At 70.4% G+C, this 17,315-nt stretch carries 15 protein-coding genes; 9 read left to right on the forward strand and 6 right to left on the reverse strand.

The features are described 5' to 3' along the window. Positions 1–23: 23 nt before the first annotated feature. Positions 24–629 (reverse strand): helix-turn-helix domain-containing protein, encoded by a 606-nt coding sequence (locus tag AB0H64_RS20660; RefSeq protein ID WP_357626638.1) that lies wholly within the window; start codon positions 627–629, stop codon positions 24–26. 156 nt (positions 630–785) lie between these two features. Between AB0H64_RS20660 and AB0H64_RS20665 the strand changes: the two genes are divergently transcribed. The 6 genes from AB0H64_RS20665 to AB0H64_RS20690 all read left to right on the forward strand — a co-directional run bounded on the left by AB0H64_RS20665 (position 786) and on the right by AB0H64_RS20690 (position 8,444). Then, a complete protein-coding gene (locus tag AB0H64_RS20665; RefSeq protein WP_357626641.1) occupies positions 786–2,033 on the forward strand; it encodes a glycosyltransferase in 1,248 nt (415 codons plus the stop codon). A 47-nt stretch (positions 2,034–2,080) separates the two neighbouring features. Further along, on the forward strand, positions 2,081–3,517 hold the full coding sequence (locus AB0H64_RS20670; RefSeq protein ID WP_357626675.1) for an aminobutyraldehyde dehydrogenase: 1,437 nt from the start codon (positions 2,081–2,083) through the stop codon (positions 3,515–3,517). Positions 3,518–3,767: 250 nt separating this feature from the next. After that, a complete protein-coding gene (locus AB0H64_RS20675; protein WP_357626644.1) occupies positions 3,768–7,043 on the forward strand; it encodes a nitrate- and nitrite sensing domain-containing protein in 3,276 nt (1,091 codons plus the stop codon). 5 nt (positions 7,044–7,048) lie between these two features. Further along, a complete protein-coding gene (locus AB0H64_RS20680; RefSeq protein WP_198654238.1) occupies positions 7,049–7,462 on the forward strand; it encodes a roadblock/LC7 domain-containing protein in 414 nt (137 codons plus the stop codon). Between the two features lie 18 nt (positions 7,463–7,480). Continuing rightward, the gene (locus tag AB0H64_RS20685; protein ID WP_055507219.1) at positions 7,481–7,885 is read left to right on the forward strand and encodes a DUF742 domain-containing protein; all 405 of its coding nucleotides are present in this window, start codon (positions 7,481–7,483) and stop codon (positions 7,883–7,885) included. Between the two features lie 7 nt (positions 7,886–7,892). Continuing rightward, positions 7,893–8,444: an ATP/GTP-binding protein gene (locus tag AB0H64_RS20690; RefSeq protein ID WP_310710786.1), complete on the forward strand. Its 552-nt coding sequence runs from the start codon at positions 7,893–7,895 to the stop codon at positions 8,442–8,444. Between the two features lie 117 nt (positions 8,445–8,561). Here AB0H64_RS20690 and AB0H64_RS20695 read toward each other — a convergent pair whose 3' ends face one another. The 5 genes from AB0H64_RS20695 to AB0H64_RS20715 all read right to left on the reverse strand — a co-directional run bounded on the left by AB0H64_RS20695 (position 8,562) and on the right by AB0H64_RS20715 (position 13,483). Then, positions 8,562–9,341 (reverse strand): ABC transporter ATP-binding protein, encoded by a 780-nt coding sequence (locus tag AB0H64_RS20695; protein WP_357626647.1) that lies wholly within the window; start codon positions 9,339–9,341, stop codon positions 8,562–8,564. Positions 9,342–9,441: 100 nt separating this feature from the next. Beyond that, positions 9,442–10,899, reverse strand: coding sequence for a dihydroorotase family protein (locus tag AB0H64_RS20700; RefSeq protein WP_357626650.1), 1,458 nt, complete (start codon positions 10,897–10,899; stop codon positions 9,442–9,444). Positions 10,900–10,908: 9 nt separating this feature from the next. Beyond that, the gene (locus AB0H64_RS20705) at positions 10,909–11,685 is read right to left on the reverse strand and encodes an ABC transporter permease (protein WP_357626653.1); all 777 of its coding nucleotides are present in this window, start codon (positions 11,683–11,685) and stop codon (positions 10,909–10,911) included. Continuing rightward, positions 11,682–12,491 (reverse strand): ABC transporter permease subunit, encoded by an 810-nt coding sequence (locus tag AB0H64_RS20710; protein ID WP_357626655.1) that lies wholly within the window; start codon positions 12,489–12,491, stop codon positions 11,682–11,684. The genes AB0H64_RS20705 and AB0H64_RS20710 overlap by 4 nt, the downstream gene beginning before the upstream one ends. Then, positions 12,488–13,483, reverse strand: a complete 996-nt coding sequence (locus AB0H64_RS20715) for an ABC transporter substrate-binding protein (RefSeq protein WP_357626658.1) — start codon at positions 13,481–13,483, stop codon at positions 12,488–12,490. The genes AB0H64_RS20710 and AB0H64_RS20715 overlap by 4 nt, the downstream gene beginning before the upstream one ends. A gap of 502 nt (positions 13,484–13,985) precedes the next feature. Between AB0H64_RS20715 and AB0H64_RS20720 the strand changes: the two genes are divergently transcribed. The 3 genes from AB0H64_RS20720 to AB0H64_RS20730 all read left to right on the forward strand — a co-directional run. Beyond that, positions 13,986–16,730: a nitrate- and nitrite sensing domain-containing protein gene (locus AB0H64_RS20720; protein WP_357626661.1), complete on the forward strand. Its 2,745-nt coding sequence runs from the start codon at positions 13,986–13,988 to the stop codon at positions 16,728–16,730. Beyond that, positions 16,727–17,149: a roadblock/LC7 domain-containing protein gene (locus AB0H64_RS20725; protein WP_357626664.1), complete on the forward strand. Its 423-nt coding sequence runs from the start codon at positions 16,727–16,729 to the stop codon at positions 17,147–17,149. The genes AB0H64_RS20720 and AB0H64_RS20725 overlap by 4 nt, the downstream gene beginning before the upstream one ends. A gap of 47 nt (positions 17,150–17,196) precedes the next feature. Then, the coding region (locus tag AB0H64_RS20730; protein ID WP_357626679.1) for a DUF742 domain-containing protein at positions 17,197–17,315 on the forward strand (119 nt) is incomplete at its 3' end.

A 17,315-nucleotide genomic window follows, 5' to 3' on the forward strand; every position in this document is an offset into this window, starting at 1 on the left:
CCGGCCCCTTCACGCCAGGCGGCTCAGTGCACCAGGTCGTTGCCCGTCGCCGTGCGCGCGTAGGACAGGATCAGCTCGGCCGCCTCCTCGGGGCCGATCACCGGGTGCCTGGCCGTGATGCGGTAGCCGTAGGCGTCCTCCAGGGCCACCAGGTTGCGCGCCAGCGACTGCGAGTCGCCGCTCAGCCGGAACACCCCGAGCGCGGAGCCGGTGTCCAGGATGGACTGGTACATCGACACCTGCCGGTCGTACAGGGAGGTGAGCAGCACCCCGTAGACCCGGTTGCGGCCGGCGGCGCCGCCGAGCTCGTTGAGCAGGCGCACGTCGGGGTCGAGCGGCCCGGTGGGCAGCCCGGAGCGGATCGTCATGACGAGCTTCTTGACCGGGTCGGTCACGGTGGAGAGCTGGCGCAGCCGCTGCTCGTAGAAGCGCTCCATCCCGGCGTGCTGCGCCTCGACCAGCAGCTCGCTGAGGTCGGGGTAGTGGTAGAGCACGGCGCCCGAGGTCAGGCCCGCCTCCTCGGCGACGTGCGAGAGCTGGACGCCGTCGATGCCGTGGCGGATGATGGCGCGCCGCGCCGCCTCGATCAGGTCGATGCGCCGGTCGGTGCGGCTCTTGCGCTGGGCCATGCTCACCACCTCGTTCCCCCGAGCTGTTCGCCTCCCATTCAGGAAGCCGTGACCATAGTGCCGTGAAGTTGACCTCTACGCTAGATGAGTATTTGAATTCACGTTCAACTAGTTCGCCCCCTCCGGAGTAACGTGATGTCTCTCACGATCCTGTTCATGCCAGAGAGCGCCTACGGGCCCACCAACAACTGCATCGGCATCGGCGACATCCTGCGCCGCCGCGGCCACCGTGTCGTCTTCGCCGCGGAGGCCTCCTGGAAGGGCAAGCTGGCGGCCCTCGGCTTCGAGGAGGACCTGGTCGACCTCGCGCCGCCGGCCGAGGAGGAGCAGGACGCGGGTCAGTTCTGGAAGGACTTCATCCGCGAGACCGCGCCCGAGTACCGCAAGAGCACGCTGGAGCAGCTGGAGACGGTCACCAAGCCGATCTGGGAGTCGCTCATCGACGGCGTGAAGTACTGTGAGCCGCGGCTCAAGGAGATCATCGAGCGCGTCCAGCCGGACGTCATCGTCGAGGACAACGTCATCACGTTCCCGGCTCTGCTCACCGCGGGCCGCAAGTTCGTCCGCATCGTCTCCTGCAATCCGCTGGAGGTGCGCGGCGAGAACGTCGCGCCGGTCTTCTCCGGCCTGCCCGCGGACGACCGCGGCGAGTGGGGCGCCTTCCGGGCGGAGTACGAGCGCACCCACCGCGAGCTGTGGAGCGCCTTCAACGAGTGGAGCGTCGAGCAGGGCACCGAGCCGCTGCCCGACCTCGACTTCATCCACGAGGGCGACCTGAACCTCTACGTCTTCCCGGAGATCCTCGACTACACGGCCGAGCGTCCGCTGGGCCCCACGTGGCACCGGCTCGACTCGTCCGTCCGCGAGACCGACGAGCCGTTCGAGCTGCCCTTCCCGCGGGGCGAGGGCGCGCTGGTCTACTTCTCGCTGGGCTCGCTCGGCTCCTCCGACGTGGAGCTGATGCAGCGGGTGATCGACGTGCTGGCCACCACGCCGCACCAGTTCATCGTCTCCAAGGGCCCGCTGCACGAGGAGATCAAGCTGGCCGACAACATGTGGGGCGCCGAGTTCGTGCCGCAGACGAAGATCATCCCGCTCTGCGACCTGGTCATCACCCACGGCGGCAACAACACCACCACCGAGGCGCTGCACTTCGGCAAGCCGATGATCCTCCTGCCGCTGTTCTGGGACCAGTACGACAACGCCCAGCGCGTGCACGAGCTCGGTTACGGCGTCCGGCTGTCCACCTACGGCTTCGGCGACGAGGAGCTGACGGGCGCGCTCGACCGCCTGCTCGGCGACGCCGGGCTGCGCGCCCGGCTGGAGGCCGCGGGCGAGGAGATCCGCCGCCGCGACGGCCTGCGCAAGGCGGCCGACCTCATCGAGCGGCTCGGCCAGGAATGACGACCGGCCAGAACTGACGGCCAGCGAGAACCAACGACCGGCCAGGAATCACGGCCGGCAGGAACGACCGGCCAGGAACAGGAACCATGCGCGAACTGATCAACCCGGCGACCGGCGCCCCCACGGACCGCGTCCCGGACACCTCCGTCGAGAACGTGGCGCGGACCGTGGGCGAGGCCCGCGCCGCCTACGCCGAGTGGGCCGAGGCGACCCCGGCGGAGCGCGCGCGGCTGCTGTTGCGCGTGGCGGACCTGGTCGAGGCCGACGCCGACGAGCTGACCCGGCTGGAGGTGGAGGACACCGGCAAGCCGGCCGCCGTCGTACGCGACGGCGAGCTGCCGTTCGCGGTGGACAACCTGCGCTTCTTCGCCGGGGCGGCCCGCTCGCTGGAGGGCACGGGCGCCGGGGTGTTCAGTCGCGGCTACACCTCGATCATGGTGCGCCGGCCTGTCGGCGTCGTCGGGTCGATCGCACCGTGGAACTTCCCCCTGGTCATGGCCGTCTGGAAGCTCGGCCCGGCCATCGCCGCGGGCAACGCGGTGGTGATCAAGCCCGCGCCGCAGACGCCGCGCTCCACGCTGCGCCTGGCCGAGCTGTTCGCCAAGGCGGGCGCGCCGCGCGGCCTGGTGCAGGTCGTCACGGGCGACGCCGAGGTGGGGGAGGCGCTCGTCACCGACCCGGGCGTGGACATGGTCAGCGTCACGGGCTCGACCGAGACGGGCCGGGCCGTCATGACGGGCGCGGCCCGGACACTCAAGCGGGTCCACCTGGAGCTCGGCGGCAAGGCGCCCGCGCTGGTGTTCGACGACGCCGACCTGGCCGCGATGGCGACCGGCGTGGCGATGGGCGCGACGTACAACACGGGCCAGGACTGCACGGCGGCCACGCGCGTCTACGTCGACCGGCGCGTCCACGACGAGGCGGTGGAGGCGATTCGGGCGACTCTTGCCGAAATCGTGACCGGAGACCCGTGGGACCCCGCCACCGACATCGGACCGCTGATCTCGGCGGCGCACCGCGACCGCGTGCACGGGTTCGTGCAGCGTGCGGGCGGTCGGGTGCTCCACGGCGGCGCTCCCGCCGAGGGCTCCGGGTTCTACTACCCGCCGACTCTGGTGACCGAGGTAGATCAGAAGAGCGATATCGTACAAGGAGAACTTTTCGGCCCCGTCCTCGTGGTCCTCCCCTTCGACGGCGAGGACGAGGCCGTCCGGCTTGCCAACGACACGCGATACGGCCTGGCCTCCTCGGTGTGGTCGCGCGACGTCGGTCGGGCGATGCGGGTCTCGCACCGTCTCGACGTGGGCGTGACGTGGGTGAACGACCACCTGCCCATCGCCAGTGAGGCCCCGCACGGCGGGGTCAAGGGCAGCGGGTTCGGCAAGGACATGAGCCAGGAGGCGGTGCAGGAGTACTCGGTGACCCGTCACCTGATGGTCAAGCACGCGGCGCCGGCGGAGCGAGACTCGTTCCGGCCCGCCTGAGGAAGACGCGCGGTGATATGCGACCCCAGCGGCACGTCTGGTCGCATTTGATGGGATATGTCCGGTTGGCTGATCTGGTACGGGTTGTGTTCCAATTACCCAGCCCGCACAAATCCCATGCGCCCCAAGCGTGTCAGATTTATCGAGCACGTACGGCGAGAGGTTGCGAGAGTCAGTGAGGACCGATAACCCCAGGCACACCAGGCCGGAGGAGTACACAGGCGGCCGGTTCCGGCTGGGGAACTGGCGTGTGCGCACCAGGCTGGTCGCGCTGATTCTCATCCCCACCGTCGTCGGCGTGCTCCTCGCCGGTGTCCAGCTGGCCGACTCGATCGCCACCAGCGCCGAGTACCGCCGGCTCACCCAGATCGCTGAGCTGGTGCAGAGCGTCGGAGCGATGTCCGACGAACTCGGCAAGGAGCGGACGCTCACGGCGTGGTACATCGCCGAGGGCCGCCGCGCCTCCCGCCGCGCCCAGCTCAACACCCAGCGTGACGCGGTCAACTCCGTCCGCAAGCGCGTGCTGACGGCCGTGGCGGCGCTCGACGCCTCCCACTCGCCGCGCACCCTGGAGGAGGCCGGTGAGATCCGGCGTTGGCTGACCGGCCTCGACGGTCTGCGCCAGTCGATCGTCCAGACCGGCAGCGCCCCACCCCGAGCCGCCCTGCGCACGTTCAGCTCGATGATCGAGGTCATGGGCAAGCTCCAGGACGAGCTGGCCGGTGGCACCCAGGACGACGCCCTCGGCTCGGACGTCGTCACCCTCGGAGCGCTCCAGAGGGCCAAGGAAGAGGTCTCGCGCCAGCAGGGCATTCTCGTCGTCGCGCTCGTGGAGCGGAAGCTCGACTACGACGACCTGTCCGACTTCCTCGGCTCCTGGAACCGGCAGCAGGCGGAGCTCGCCGCCTTCGAGGAGGAGGCGACCGCCGCGGACCTCCAGGCCTACCGCAAGAACATGCGCGGCCTGCAGATCGACCGCGCCGACGCCATGCGCCAGCGGGCGCTCGCCCAGCTGCGCGAGTACAAGACGATCCGCGATCTCGACGTCACCGCCACCCCGCGCCGCGAGCTCAACCTGTGGCACGAGAGCACCTCGCTCCAGGTCAGCGGCCTGCGCAAGGTCGAGGACGGCCTGACCACCCGCGTCGTGACCGAGGCCCGGGACCTGAGCGACTCCGAGCAGCGCAGCGCCGTCATCTCCGGCGCGATGATCCTCGTCCTGCTGCTCCTCGTCCTGTTCTTCACCACCCGCGTGGCCGGCTCGCTGGTGCGCCCGCTGCGCCGCCTGCGCGCCGAGGCGCTCCAGGTGGCCACCACCCGGCTGCCCGAGACCGTCCGCGCGCTGCGCGAGTCGGGCGACGGCGCGGCGCTGCCCGAGGTGCCCTCGATCGGCGTCAACACCCGCGACGAGATCGGGGAAGTGGCCCGGGCCTTCGACGAGGTCCACCGCGAGGCGATCAGGCTGGCCGGCGACGAGGCCAAGCTGCGTGCCAACGTCAACTCGATGTTCGTCAACCTCTCCCGCCGCAGCCAGACGCTGGTCGAACGGCAGCTCCAGCTCATCGAGGGCCTGGAGCAGGGTGAGGAGGACGAGAACCGGCTCGCCAACCTGTTCCGGCTCGACCACCTGGCCACCCGCATGCGGCGCAACAGCGAGAACCTCCTGGTCCTCGCCGGCCAGGAGGCCGCGCGCAAGTGGAGCGAGCCGGTGCCGCTGGTCGACGTCGCCCGCGCCTCGCTGTCCGAGGTCGAGAACTACGAGCGGGTCCAGATCCAGATCCCCTCGGGCGTGCAGATCGCCGGCCCGGCCGTCACCGACGCCGTCCACCTGCTGGCCGAGCTGATCGAGAACGCCATCTCCTTCTCCCCGCGCGAGAGCAAGGTGCAGGTCACCAGCGCCCCGGCGGACGGCGGCGTGCTCGTGACCATCAACGACCTGGGCATCGGCATGTCGGCCGACGAGCTGGCCGAGGCCAACTGGCGTCTGGCCAACCCGCCGGTGGTGGACGTCGCCGTCTCCCGCCGCATGGGCCTGTTCGTGGTCGGCCGCCTGGCGCTGCGCCACGGCGTCGGCGTCCAGCTCCGGATGCGCGAGACCGGCGGCCTGAGCGCCCTGGTCATGCTGCCCAACACGCTGATCGTGGGCACGCAGGGCGCGGCCGGCGTACCGCAGCAGCGCGGCCAGTACGACGCGTTCACCGACTTCGACCCGAGCATGTTCGGCCAGGCCCCGTTCGAGGAGGCCGCCTCCAACGGCCACGGCAAGGGCGCCTACGCGTCGCCGGCCGCCCTCGCCGACCCTCTCGACGACGCCCCGGTCGACACGCAGTGGCCCGGCTCGCTGCCCGCCCCCGGCACCGGCAACTGGCCCTCGTTCGCCGAGGAGCAGCCGCGGCAGGACGAGCAGCGCTGGCCGGCGTTCGGCGAGGACCAGCCGGCCGCCGCCCAGGAGGAGCGCTGGCCCTCGTTCGCCGACCCGGCGGCGCCCGCCCAGGACGTGCCCAACTGGCCGTCGTTCGCGACCGAGCCGCCTCCGCCGGGTGCGGCGCAGGACGAGCCGCGCTGGCCGTCCTTCGCCACCGAGCCGCCTCCGATGCGCGAGGAGCAGGAGACGCGCTGGCCGTCGTTCGGCGAGCAGCCGGCCTCGTCGCTGTTCACCCCTGCCGAGCCGGCCCGCCCGCCCTACGCCGACGAGCCGCCCCGTTCGCCCTTCGGCGACGAGCCCGGCCGCTCGTCCTTCGGCGAGGCGGTCCGCTACGGCGACGACCTCCGCTCACCCTTCGGCGACGAGCCCGCGCGCTCTCCCTACGGTGACGAGCCGTCCCGTGAGCCGTTCGGCGAGGAGCAGCGCTGGCCCTCCTTCGCCGAGACGGTCAAGCCGGCCGACGCCTTCGCCCCCGACGGGCAGCACGGCTTCGACCCGTTCGGCCCGGGGGAGTACTCCTCGCAGGATCTGACCGGTCCGCTGCCCGTGGTGCGCAGCTCGTCGATGGAGCCGCCGAGCGAGGAGTTCCTGCCCATCTTCTCCTCGGTGGGCTCCGACTGGTTCCGCAAGCCCGACCCCGAGGTGCTCAGACCCCGCGAGCCGGAGCCCGACCAGGAGCCGGAGACGGCCGTCCAGCCCGCGGTGCGGCTCGACACCCCGCCGCCGCTCCCGCAGCGCGGCGCGCAGCCCGGCGTCCAGGACGGCGCGCAGGAGAGCCTCAGCCCGTCCGGCCTGCCCCGGCGCCGCCCCGGCGAGTCGGGCGCGGGCGCCGCGTGGTCCTCTCCGGCCGACAGCGGCTTCCAGGCCGCGCAGGCCGCCGCCCAGCCCGCGCAGGGCGGCGTGACGTCGTCGGGCCTGCCCCGGCGCGTGCCCAAGGCCAACCTGGTGCCCGGTACGGCGAGCCTGGCCGAGCCCCAGGCCACGTCACCGGCGCCGCAGATCTCTCCCGACAGGTTGCGGAGCCGGCTCTCCAGCTTCCAACAGGGTGTTCGACAAGGCCGCGCGTTCACCCGCGGAGAAGAGAACGAGGAGGAGAAATGAGAGAACTGAGCCAGGGAGCGCGTGGCATCAGCTGGCTGATCACTGACTTCGTCAACAACGTGCCAGGGGTCGCGCACACCGTCGTGGTCTCGTCGGACGGTCTGCCGCTGGCGTTCTCCGAGGGTTTCCCGAAGGACCGGGCGGACCAGCTCGCCGCGGTCGCCTCGGGTGTCATCAGCCTGACACAGGGCGCTGCCCGTGTCTTCGAGGGCGGCCTGGTCACCCAGACCGTCATCGAGATGCAGCGCGGTCTGTTGATGATCATGTCGATCAGCGATGGCTCCTGCCTGGCCGTGCTCGCTGCGCCCGATTGTGACATGGGCCTGGTGGCCTACCAGATGACGCTGCTCGTCGAGCGCGCGGGTCAGGTGCTCACGCCTGCCGTACGCGCCGAACTGCAGGCGGCCCGCCCCCGCTAAGGGCGGTGACAGGAGAACATGGTGTCAGGTCAGGGTTGGGCTGGTGATAGCACTCCGCCGCATCCGGCGGCTCCACGTCCGCAGAAGCCGAGCTCTCTGGTACGGCCCTATGCCGTGACCGGAGGGCGCACGGCGCCGCGGATGAAGTTCGCCATGGAGGCGCTGGTGTCCTCCGTGACGTCGGAATACCAAGACATATCTCTGCTGAGTCCGGAGTATCAGGCGATCATTCAACTGACCCGGAACGTCAGGTCGGTTGCTGAGATCTCGGCCCTTTTACGACAGCCTTTGGGTGTGGTCCGGGTGCTGATCGCCGACATGGCGTCCGAAGGCCTGATCCGCGTGCACCAGCCTGCGCTGGACGCGGGAAAGCCGGACCTCAACTTGCTCGAAAGGGTGCTCAGTGGACTTCGCAGGCTCTAGCGCCGGGCTGACCTCGACGAAGATCGTCGTGGCCGGCGGATTCGGCGTGGGCAAGACGACGTTCGTGGGTGCGGTCTCGGAGATCCTTCCGCTCACCACGGAGGCGGTGATGACGGACGCGTCGGCAGGGGTCGACGACGTCTCGCTCACCCCGAACAAGACCACCACGACCGTCGCCATGGACTTCGGCCGCGTCTCGCTGGACCGGGACCTCATCCTCTACCTGTTCGGCACGCCCGGACAGCACCGGTTCTGGTTCATGTGGGACGACCTGGTGCGCGGCGCGATCGGCGCCGTGGTGCTCGCGGACACGCGGCGCCTGGCCGACAGCTTCCCCGCCATCGACTACTTCGAGGAGGCGAAGCTGCCGTTCGTCATCGGCATCAACGGCTGGGACGGGCAGTTCGCCCACCAGGACGACGAGATCCGCGAGGCGCTGTCACTGAACGCGCACACGCCGATCGTCCGCCTGGACGCCCGGGTGCGCGATTCGGTGAAGAGCACGCTGATCACGCTGGTGGAGCACGCACTGACGCGCCACTCCCACCTGCCCGCCTGACGCCCGGCGCGGCACACGCCCGTACGACGAACGCCGCCGGACCATCGGTCCGGCGGCGTTCGTGTCGCTATGGGGGAAGAACGCTATGGGGGAAGAACGCTACCGGGGAGGAAACGCTCAGGCGGAGGCGGGGACGTCCACCCCGCGCACCAGGCGGCCGACCTCGCCGCGCAGGCGCACGAAGTCGGGGTTCTCGCGGGTGGTGATCTGGTCGCGCGGCCCCGGCAGGTCCACCCGGAGGTCGCCCACCACGTGCGCGGGCGCCTTGGACAGCACCACGACCCGGTCGCCGACGTACACGCTCTCGTCGATGTCGTGGGTGATGAGCACGATCGTCATCCGGTGGTGGCCGCGCACCTTGAGGACCAGGTCCTCCAGGTCCTCACGGGTCTGGGCGTCCACCGAGCCGAACGGCTCGTCCATGAGCATCAGGCTGGGCCGGTAGGCCAGCGCGCGGGCGATCGCGACGCGCTGCTGCATGCCGCCGGACAGCTGGAACGGGTACTTCTGGGCGGCGCCGAGCAGGCCCACGGACTCCAGTGCCTCCTGCGCCGCCTCCCGCCGCGCCCGCTTGTCCAGGTCCCTGCGCCGCAGCGGCAGCGCCACGTTGTCGGCCACCGACATCCACGGGAACAGGGAGCGGCTGTAGTCCTGGAAGACCACGGCCAGGTTGTCGGGCGTCTGGCGCACCAGCTTGCCGTCGACCCGGATCTCGCCGCCCGTGGGAGTGATCAGCCCGGCGATGGAGCGGAGCAGCGTGGACTTGCCGCATCCGGAGGGACCCACGATGCACAGCAGCTCGCCCTCTGCGACGCTCAGCTTGAGCCCTTCGATCGCACGGTGCTCGTTGGGGCTGCCGGGACCGTAAACGTGCGTGAGGTTGTCTATCTCGAGCAAGTGACGTCCTAGGACAGGCGAAGCCGGGAGATAACAGGCTGACTCTACCGAAGTCAGTGATCGTTGGACATGAAGATGACCATTCCGGCAGGGGCCGGGCTCAGGCCACCGGCCGGCGCACGAAACGCCCCTGGGGACGGCCGACGATCTTGCCGGTGTCCAGCACGTGGTGACCGCGCACGAACGTGTCGGTGACCTTCGCGGTCAGCTCGAACCCCTCGAACGGCGTGTACTCCTGGGCCGAGTCCGACTCGGCCGCCCGCACGGTCCAGGTGGCGTCCGGGTCCACCAGGCAGATGTCGGCGTCGAAGCCCGGCGCGATCGTGCCCTTGGTGCGCAGGCCGTACCGGCGGGCGGGGTTCCACGAGGTGAGCGCGGCGATGCGGCCCCACGGCAGGCCGCGCCGGCGGCCCTCGGTGATGAGGCCGGGCAGCAGGTACTCCGCGCCGCCGAAGCCGGCCTTGGCCAGGAACACGTCCTCGGCGGGCGCGCCGAACTTCAGCTCCTCCCGGCAGCAGGCGTGGTCGCTGACGACCCAGTCCACGGTGCCGTCGAGCACGTACTTCCACAGCGCCTCGACGTCCTCGCGGGGCCTGATCGGCGGGTTGACCTTGGCGCCGATGCCGCTCGCCGTCTCGATGTCGGCCAGCAGGTGCCCGATCGTCACCTCGCGGCGGAAGTCGATGTGGGGGAACGTCCTGGCCATCCGCACCGCCGCGTCCAGGGCCTTGCGGGAGGACAGGTGCAGCAGGTTGACGTTGCCGAGGCCGGTCTCGTGGGCCAGGTAGGAGGCGATGAACACGGCCAGCCCCTCGGAGTGGGGCGGTCGCGAGGCGCTGTAGGCGGCCAGGCCGCTCAGGTCGCCCGCCTCCTCCACCAGACGCGTGTACGCCGTCATGATCTCGGCCGTCTCGCAGTGCAGCGACAGCGAGATCTCGCTGGCCAGCTCGGGGAACCGCTCCCGGGCCGCCTGCACGCCCCGCATGACGAACTCGAAGTGGGCGTAGTCGTAGCGCTCGCCCTCGGGCAGCATGAGGAACGCGCTCTGGTCGGCCGAGCGCCCGTGCAGCCCGTGCCCGCCGTAGAACATGAAGATCTTGAACGACGGCACGCCGAACCGCTCGACCAGGTCGGGCAGCTCCTCGATGTGACCTCGCGACATCGGCGCCAGGTGGAAGCCGTAGTCGATGTAGGCCCGGTCCTCGGCCCGGGCCAGCACCTCGGGGAAGAAGTCCGCGTACGCGCCGCCCCGGTTGAGGTAGTACTGCCCGGTGCGCATGTAGGTCAGAGCCGTCGTCACCCCGCCCTGCGCGGAGGCGCGGCTCTCGGAGCCGGCGTCCTCGTCCAGCGGGTTGTAGATGCCCCAGTGCTGGTGGGCGTCCACGACGCCGGGGAACGCGAGCCGTCCCGCGCCCTCGATCACCTCCGGGACGCCCTCGGTGGGCAGGCCGGGCGTGACCTGGTCGACGCGTCCCCCGGTCACGGCGATGTCGGCCATGACGGGCTCGCTCCGGTCATGCGTCACGACCCGCACGTTCTTCAGCAGCAGGTCTGTCACATCCGCCTCCTAGACGGTACGGCGGGCGCCCCGGTGCCAGGTCAGCACGCGGCGCTCCGCCATGAGGAACAGGGAGTTGAGGACGTAGCCGAGCACCCCGAGCACCACCACACCGGCCCACAGCCCGGCCATGTCGGCGTTGTTGCCGGCCACGCTCAGCAGGTAGCCGATGCCGTCGGTGCTGCCCTTCAGCTCGGAGATCACCATGAGGATGAGCGCCAGCGAGACGCTCAGCCGCAGCCCCGCGAAGATCTTCGGGGAGGCCGAGGGCAGGATGATCCGGAACAGTCGCAGGCGGGCGGGCACGCCGAAGACGGCAGCGGTCTCCAGTTGGAGCGCGTCCACGTTGCGCGCCCCGTCGATGGAGTTGAGCAGGATCGGCCAGACGACGCCGAACACGATGGTCGCCACCTGCACCTGGGTGCCCATGGTGAACAGCACCAGGAAGACGGGGAGCATCGCGGGCGGCGGCACGGCCCGGCCGAACTCCACGAGCGGGTCGACGTAGTCGGCCAGCCAGGCCACCCGGCCGATCGCCACGCCGAGCGCGACCCCGGCCACCACGGCGATGCTCCACGAGCCGACGACGCGGACGAGGCTGGGCACGAAGTTGTCCACCGCCTCCTCGGTCAGCAGGTACGGGCCGGAGAACCACCGCTCGTGCATCCAGGAGGCGATCCGGGTCGGCGCGGGCAGGTACGGGCTGGCCTGGGACCGGGCCAGCAGCTCCCAGCCCAGCAGGACCACGGGCACCAGCCAGAGCCGCCTGACGATGGTCGCGATCATAGGTGCCGCCACCTGAACAGGCGCCGCTCCGCGCGGAGGAGCAGCGTGTTGACGACGAGCCCGACCAGCCCGGCCCATATGAGGGTCGCGATCACGTCGACCATCGCGTCGGCGCCGATGCCGGTGCTCGCCTGGATGAGGAAGGCGCCGATGCCGCCGGCGCCGCCCACGACGTACTCCACGCTGATGGCCAGGATGAGCGTGACGGAGGCCGCCAGCCGGATGCCGGTGAAGATGAACGGCGCCGCGCTCGGCAGGCTGACCCGCAGGATGACCGCGCCGGAGCCGAAGCCGAACGAGCGCAGCGTCTCGGTGGCCACCGGGTCGACGTCGCGGACACCGTACAGCGTGTTGATGAGGATGGGCCAGGAGGCGGCGTAGACGATGAGCGCGACCTTGGCGTTGATCTCGGGCTGGAAGAAGAACAGGGCGAGCGGGATCAGCGCGACCGACGGGATCGGCCGCAGGAACTCGACGATCGCGCGGGTCATCTCCTCCACCACGGGGACGGTGCCGAGCAGCAGGCCGACCGGGACGGCGACGAGCACGGCCAGCGGAAGGCCCACGACCGCGGCGGTGAGGGTGGAGGCCAGGTCGGTCAGGAACGCGGGGTCGGCGCCGAGCCCCGCCGCCCGCGCCAGGGACGTCGAGGCGGCCGGCAGCCAGGAGACGAGGCCGGTGCGGCCGGCCAGCTCCCAGACCAGGAGGAAGACCGCCACGCCGGTGACGTGGCGGAGGAGTCTTGCGAGCCGGGCGCGGGAGGGGGTGATGCGTTCCCCCCGCGCCGGGACGGCCGTGGACGTCATCCCTGCGAGGTGACGATCATCGGCGCGACGTCGATCTTGGCCTTGATGAAGCCGTACTCCTGCATGAGGTCCGCGACCCGCTGGATGCGCTGGGCGCTCAGCGTGGTCGGGTAGTTGCCGAGGTTGATGGTGGCCGCGGTGGCTGCGGGGATCTTGGTGAAGGTGGGCAGGATCTTGGTGACGGCGCTGCGGTCGGTGGCGGCGATGTTCTGGGCCTTGGCCATCGCGCGCTGGAAGGCGGCCATCGTCCTGGGGTTGCTGCTCACCCACTTCTCGGTCGCCGCCCAGCCGGTGATCGGCAGGCTCTCCGTGGGGCCGGACATGGTGTCGACCAGCATCGTCGCGCCGAGCTTGTTCTTGGCCTCGCTGACATAGGGGTCGGTCATCCAGACCGCGTCCACGTCGCCCTTCTCCAGCGCCTGGAGCCAGTTGGTGGTGGGCACCTCGACGTACTGGATGTCCTTGCCGGGGCTCGGGTCAAGGCCGGCGATCTTGAGGTGCGGGTTCATGGTGAGCACGCCGAGGCCCTTGAGCGCGTTCACGCCGATCTTCTTGCCCTTGAGGTCGGCGACCTTCTTGATGGGGGAGTCGCGCCCCACCATGATCCCGAAGGCGCCGGTGGCGCCCTGGTAGGAGTCGGCGATGTACTTGAACTTCTCCAGGCCCTCACTCTGGATCGTCAGGATGGTGGCATAACTGCCGAGGACCACGTCCATGCTGCCGTTGGACAGCTTGGGCAGCACGGCCTGGGGCGCCTGGATGGCCTCGGTCTTCACGTTGAGCCCCTGCTCCTTGAAGAAGCCTCGCTCGATGGCGATGAACAGGGGGGCGGAGTCGGCCCCCGGGTACTGCCCGATGAGCAGGTCGGTCTTCTCCAGCCCGTTGGCGTTGGTCTCACCTCCGGTCTTGGCGTCCGTGCCGGAGCAACTCGTCATGGCAAGGGTGGCCACCAGTCCGATCAGGGCGATGCGCCCTGCCGCAGCGAGCCTCATGTCGCGTCTCCTTTGAACGGGGGTGGCCGACACTCGACACACCCCAAAGCGCAGGCAACCCTTGCGCATGGTCCCCCGATTCTGGAAATTATCAATATATATGGCGAAAAAATGATCACACTGTTTTTCTGGAGGTATGTCCAGATATAGGTGATGATATGGCTGGCGTTCATCGGGGACGTGTGGCTACTGTCGGGACGTGGAGACATATGCCAGATGATCGACTTGTCGGTGTGGCCACATCGGCGGGCGATTTATCTGTTGAACATAAATAGGTTTTCGGACCACGGGTGCCGGGGGCGGCACACGGCGAGCACGGGCACGAATTTGATCTCTTGCACCAGGCCATCCAAGGGAGAGGTTGCGGAGGCCAGTGAGAAAGACATTGCCCCCTGCGAACGGCGATTCCGGCTTACCTGCTGAGGCGTCCGCCTTTCCGTCATCCCATGCGAGGACAGGGCCGCCGGCCCAGCCCGGGCATGCCAGGGGACCGGGCGGCATCGTGCGCAACTGGCGCGTGCGCACCAAGCTGCTGGTACTGATCGTCATCCCCACCGTCGCGGCGCTGGCGTTGGGCGGCCTGCGTGTCGCATCCTCCGTCACCAGCGCCTCCGAGTACGAGCGCGTCTACCAGACGGCTGTGCTGGCCGGAAAGCTGACCGAGCTGGCCCACGAGACCGAGCTGGAACGCGACCTCACCGCCACCTTCGTCGCCCAGGACCGTAAGGGTGACCGCAATGCCATCACCGCCCAGTACTCCACCGTGGACCGGCTCGTCGCCGAGGCGCGGCCCGACGTCACCGCGCTCGGCGCCTCCGACAGCCCCCTGCGGGCCGAGGCCGTGCGGGTCAGGAACCGTTTCGACGAGCTGCCCAACTCCCGCCGGACCGCCGTCGAGTCCCGGCTGAACGTCTCCTCCGTCATCGAGCTGTACGACCAGTCGATCTCCGACTTCCTCGCCCTCAACGACACCATCGACCAGGGCGCGGCGGACAAGGAGCTCACCGACACCGTCGCCGGGTTCGCCGCCCTGTCGCGGGCCAAGCAGTACGTCTCCCGGCAGCGGGCGCTGCTGGTCTCGGCGCTGGCCGTCGGCCGCTTCAGCCAGGACGAGCTGGACGACTTCATCGCCGCGCGGGCCCAGCGCAACAGCGAGCTCGCCGCGTTCCGGGCACAGGTGCCGCTGGCGCTGCGCCAGGCGTACGACGACACGGTCAGCGGCCAGGCCGTCGACCGGGCAGAGCTGATCCAGGCCCGCGCCCTGGCACTCCAAGACGCCGGGCTGCCGCTCACCGACCGGGGTCTCGACCTCTCCAGTGACGGGCAGGCGTGGTTCACCGCGGTCACCGAGACCATCGACGGCATGCGCCAGGTCGAGCAGCGGGTCGCCGACGCGATCATGCTGCGCAGCCGTACCGTGCAGGTCGCCGAGCAGCAGGGCGCGATGGTCTTCGCGATCGCGATCGCCGTGCTCCTGGTGCTCGTGCTGATGGTCACCGTGCTGATGGCACGTTCCCTCAGCGGCCCGCTGCGCCGGCTCCGGCGCGAGGCGCTGCTGATCGCCGGCCGCCGCCTGCCCGAAACGGTCCAGCGGCTGCGGGACTCGGACATGTCCGGATCGGCGGCGGCCCTGGCCGAGGTGGAGCCGATCGGCGTGGTCGGCGACGACGAGATCGGCGAGGTCGCGCGGGCGTTCGATGAGGTGCATCGTGAGGCGGTGCGGCTGGCGGGTGAGGAGTCGCGGCTGCGGAGCAATGTGAATGCGATGTTCGTGAACCTGTCGCGGCGTAGTCAGACGTTGGTGGAGCGGCAGATCACGTTGATCGATGGTCTGGAGCAGGGTGAGCAGGACGAGAGCCGGTTGGCGAACCTGTTCAAGCTGGATCATCTGGCCACTCGTATGCGGCGTAACAGTGAGAACCTGCTGGTGCTGGCGGGGCAGGATCCGCCGCGTCGCTGGAGTCAGCCGGTCAAGCTGGTGGATGTGGCCCGCGCCTCGCTGTCGGAGGTGGAGAACTACGAGCGGGTCGTCCTCCAGGTCCCCGACGGCGTCTCCGTCGCCGGTCAGGCCGTCAACGACGTCATCCACCTGCTGGCCGAGCTGGTCGAGAACGCCCTGTCGTTCTCCCCGCGCGAGAACAGGGTGACGGTGTCGGGCAGCCGCATCGACGGCGGCGGCGTCATGCTGTCCATCACCGACGCGGGCATCGGCATGACGCAGGACGAGCTGGCGCAGTCCAACGAGCGCCTCACCGACGCGCCCACCGTGGACGTGTCGGCCTCGCGCCGCATGGGCCTGTTCGTGGTCGCCCGCCTGGCCCACCGCCACGGCATCCGCGTCCAGCTCCGGCCGCATGCCTCCGGCGGACTGACCGCCATGGTCCTGCTGCCGGACTCCCTGCTCGGCAACCCGTCCCCCGCGTACGCGAGCTCGCCGAGCCCCGCGCACGAGGACGCCTACAACGGCCCGCAGCTCGCGCCCGCGCCGGCCCCCACGCCCAACTGGCCCGGCGGCGGCTACCAGCCGGGCCCCGGCCACCCGTCCTTCCCGTCCGCTCCGCCCGCCCAGCAGAACGGCTGGCCGGCCATGCCGCAGTGGCCGTCCGAGCCCAGCGGCTGGCCGTCGGAGCCGCGAGCCGGGTTCAACACCAACGACTCGTGGCTGCCGCCCGAGGAGCCGGGCTGGTCCAGCGGCGGCAACGGGCTGCCCCGGCGTCCCCCGCTGGAGGAGCCCCAGCCCTGGGGACCTTCCGGTGTCCAGCCCGACCGCCCCTTCGACAGGCCGCTCGGCCGCCCCCGGCCGCCGCGCCCCGACTTCCCGGAGACCGACTCGGCCAGCACCGGCCCCATCCCGAGGGTGAACAGCCAGCCCTCCGCCGGTGACGAATACCTGCCGATCTTCGCCGCCGTGGAGTCCGCCTGGTTCGCCAGCGGCGCGAGCTGGGGCACCTCGAAGGCCGACGCCGGGTGGAGCGCCGCCGAGGCGGTGGTGGAGCCGGTGCGTGACGGGGCGACCGCGTCCGGTCTGCCCAAGCGGGTGCCCAAGGCGAACCTGGTGCCCGGCTCGGCCGACTCGGCGTCGGCACCCAAGGCGGTGGCCCCGATGCCGGCGGTCTCCCCGGACCGGGTGCGCAACCGGCTGTCCAGCTTCCAGCAGGGCTTCCGGGCCGCCCGCGAGGACATCAACGAGGGCAAGGCGTATCCGGCGGGTCCCCGGAACGCCGACAGCAGCGAGGAGGGCGCATGAAGGATCTCAGTCACGCGGCGCGCGGTGTCGACTGGCTGATCACCGATTTCGTGAGCACCGTTCCCGGGGTCGCCCACGCGGTCGTGGTCTCCTCGGACGGCCTGCCGCTCGCCGCCTCCTCCGGCTTCCCGCCGGACCGGGCGGACCAGCTCGCGGCGATCGCGTCGGGGCTGGTCAGCCTGACGCAGGGCGCGGCGCGGGTGTTCGAGGGTGGTGTGGTCAACCAGACGATCGTGGAGATGCAGCGGGGGCTGATGCTGATCATGTCGATCAGTGACGGCTCGTGTCTGGCGGTTCTGGCGGCCCCCGACTGCGACATGGGGCTGGTGGCGTACCAGATGACGCTGATGGTGGATCGCGCCGGTCAGGTGCTCACTCCGGCGGTACGCGCGGAGCTGCGCTCGAGTCAGTCCAGGTGAGGTAAGTGACAGACCCCAGATGGAACGGCGGTCCCGAGCCGAGACCGATGTCGTCCTTCGACCCGGGGTCTCCCGTGCGTCCCTATGCGGTGACGGGTGGGCGTACGGCGCCGCGGGTGAAGTTGGCGATGGAGGCGTTGGTGTCGTCGGCGACGGCTGAGCCGAG

Origin of the sequence: Nonomuraea sp. NPDC050733, assembly GCF_040654215.1 — a bacterium.
In the GTDB taxonomy this organism is placed as follows: domain Bacteria; phylum Actinomycetota; class Actinomycetes; order Streptosporangiales; family Streptosporangiaceae; genus Nonomuraea.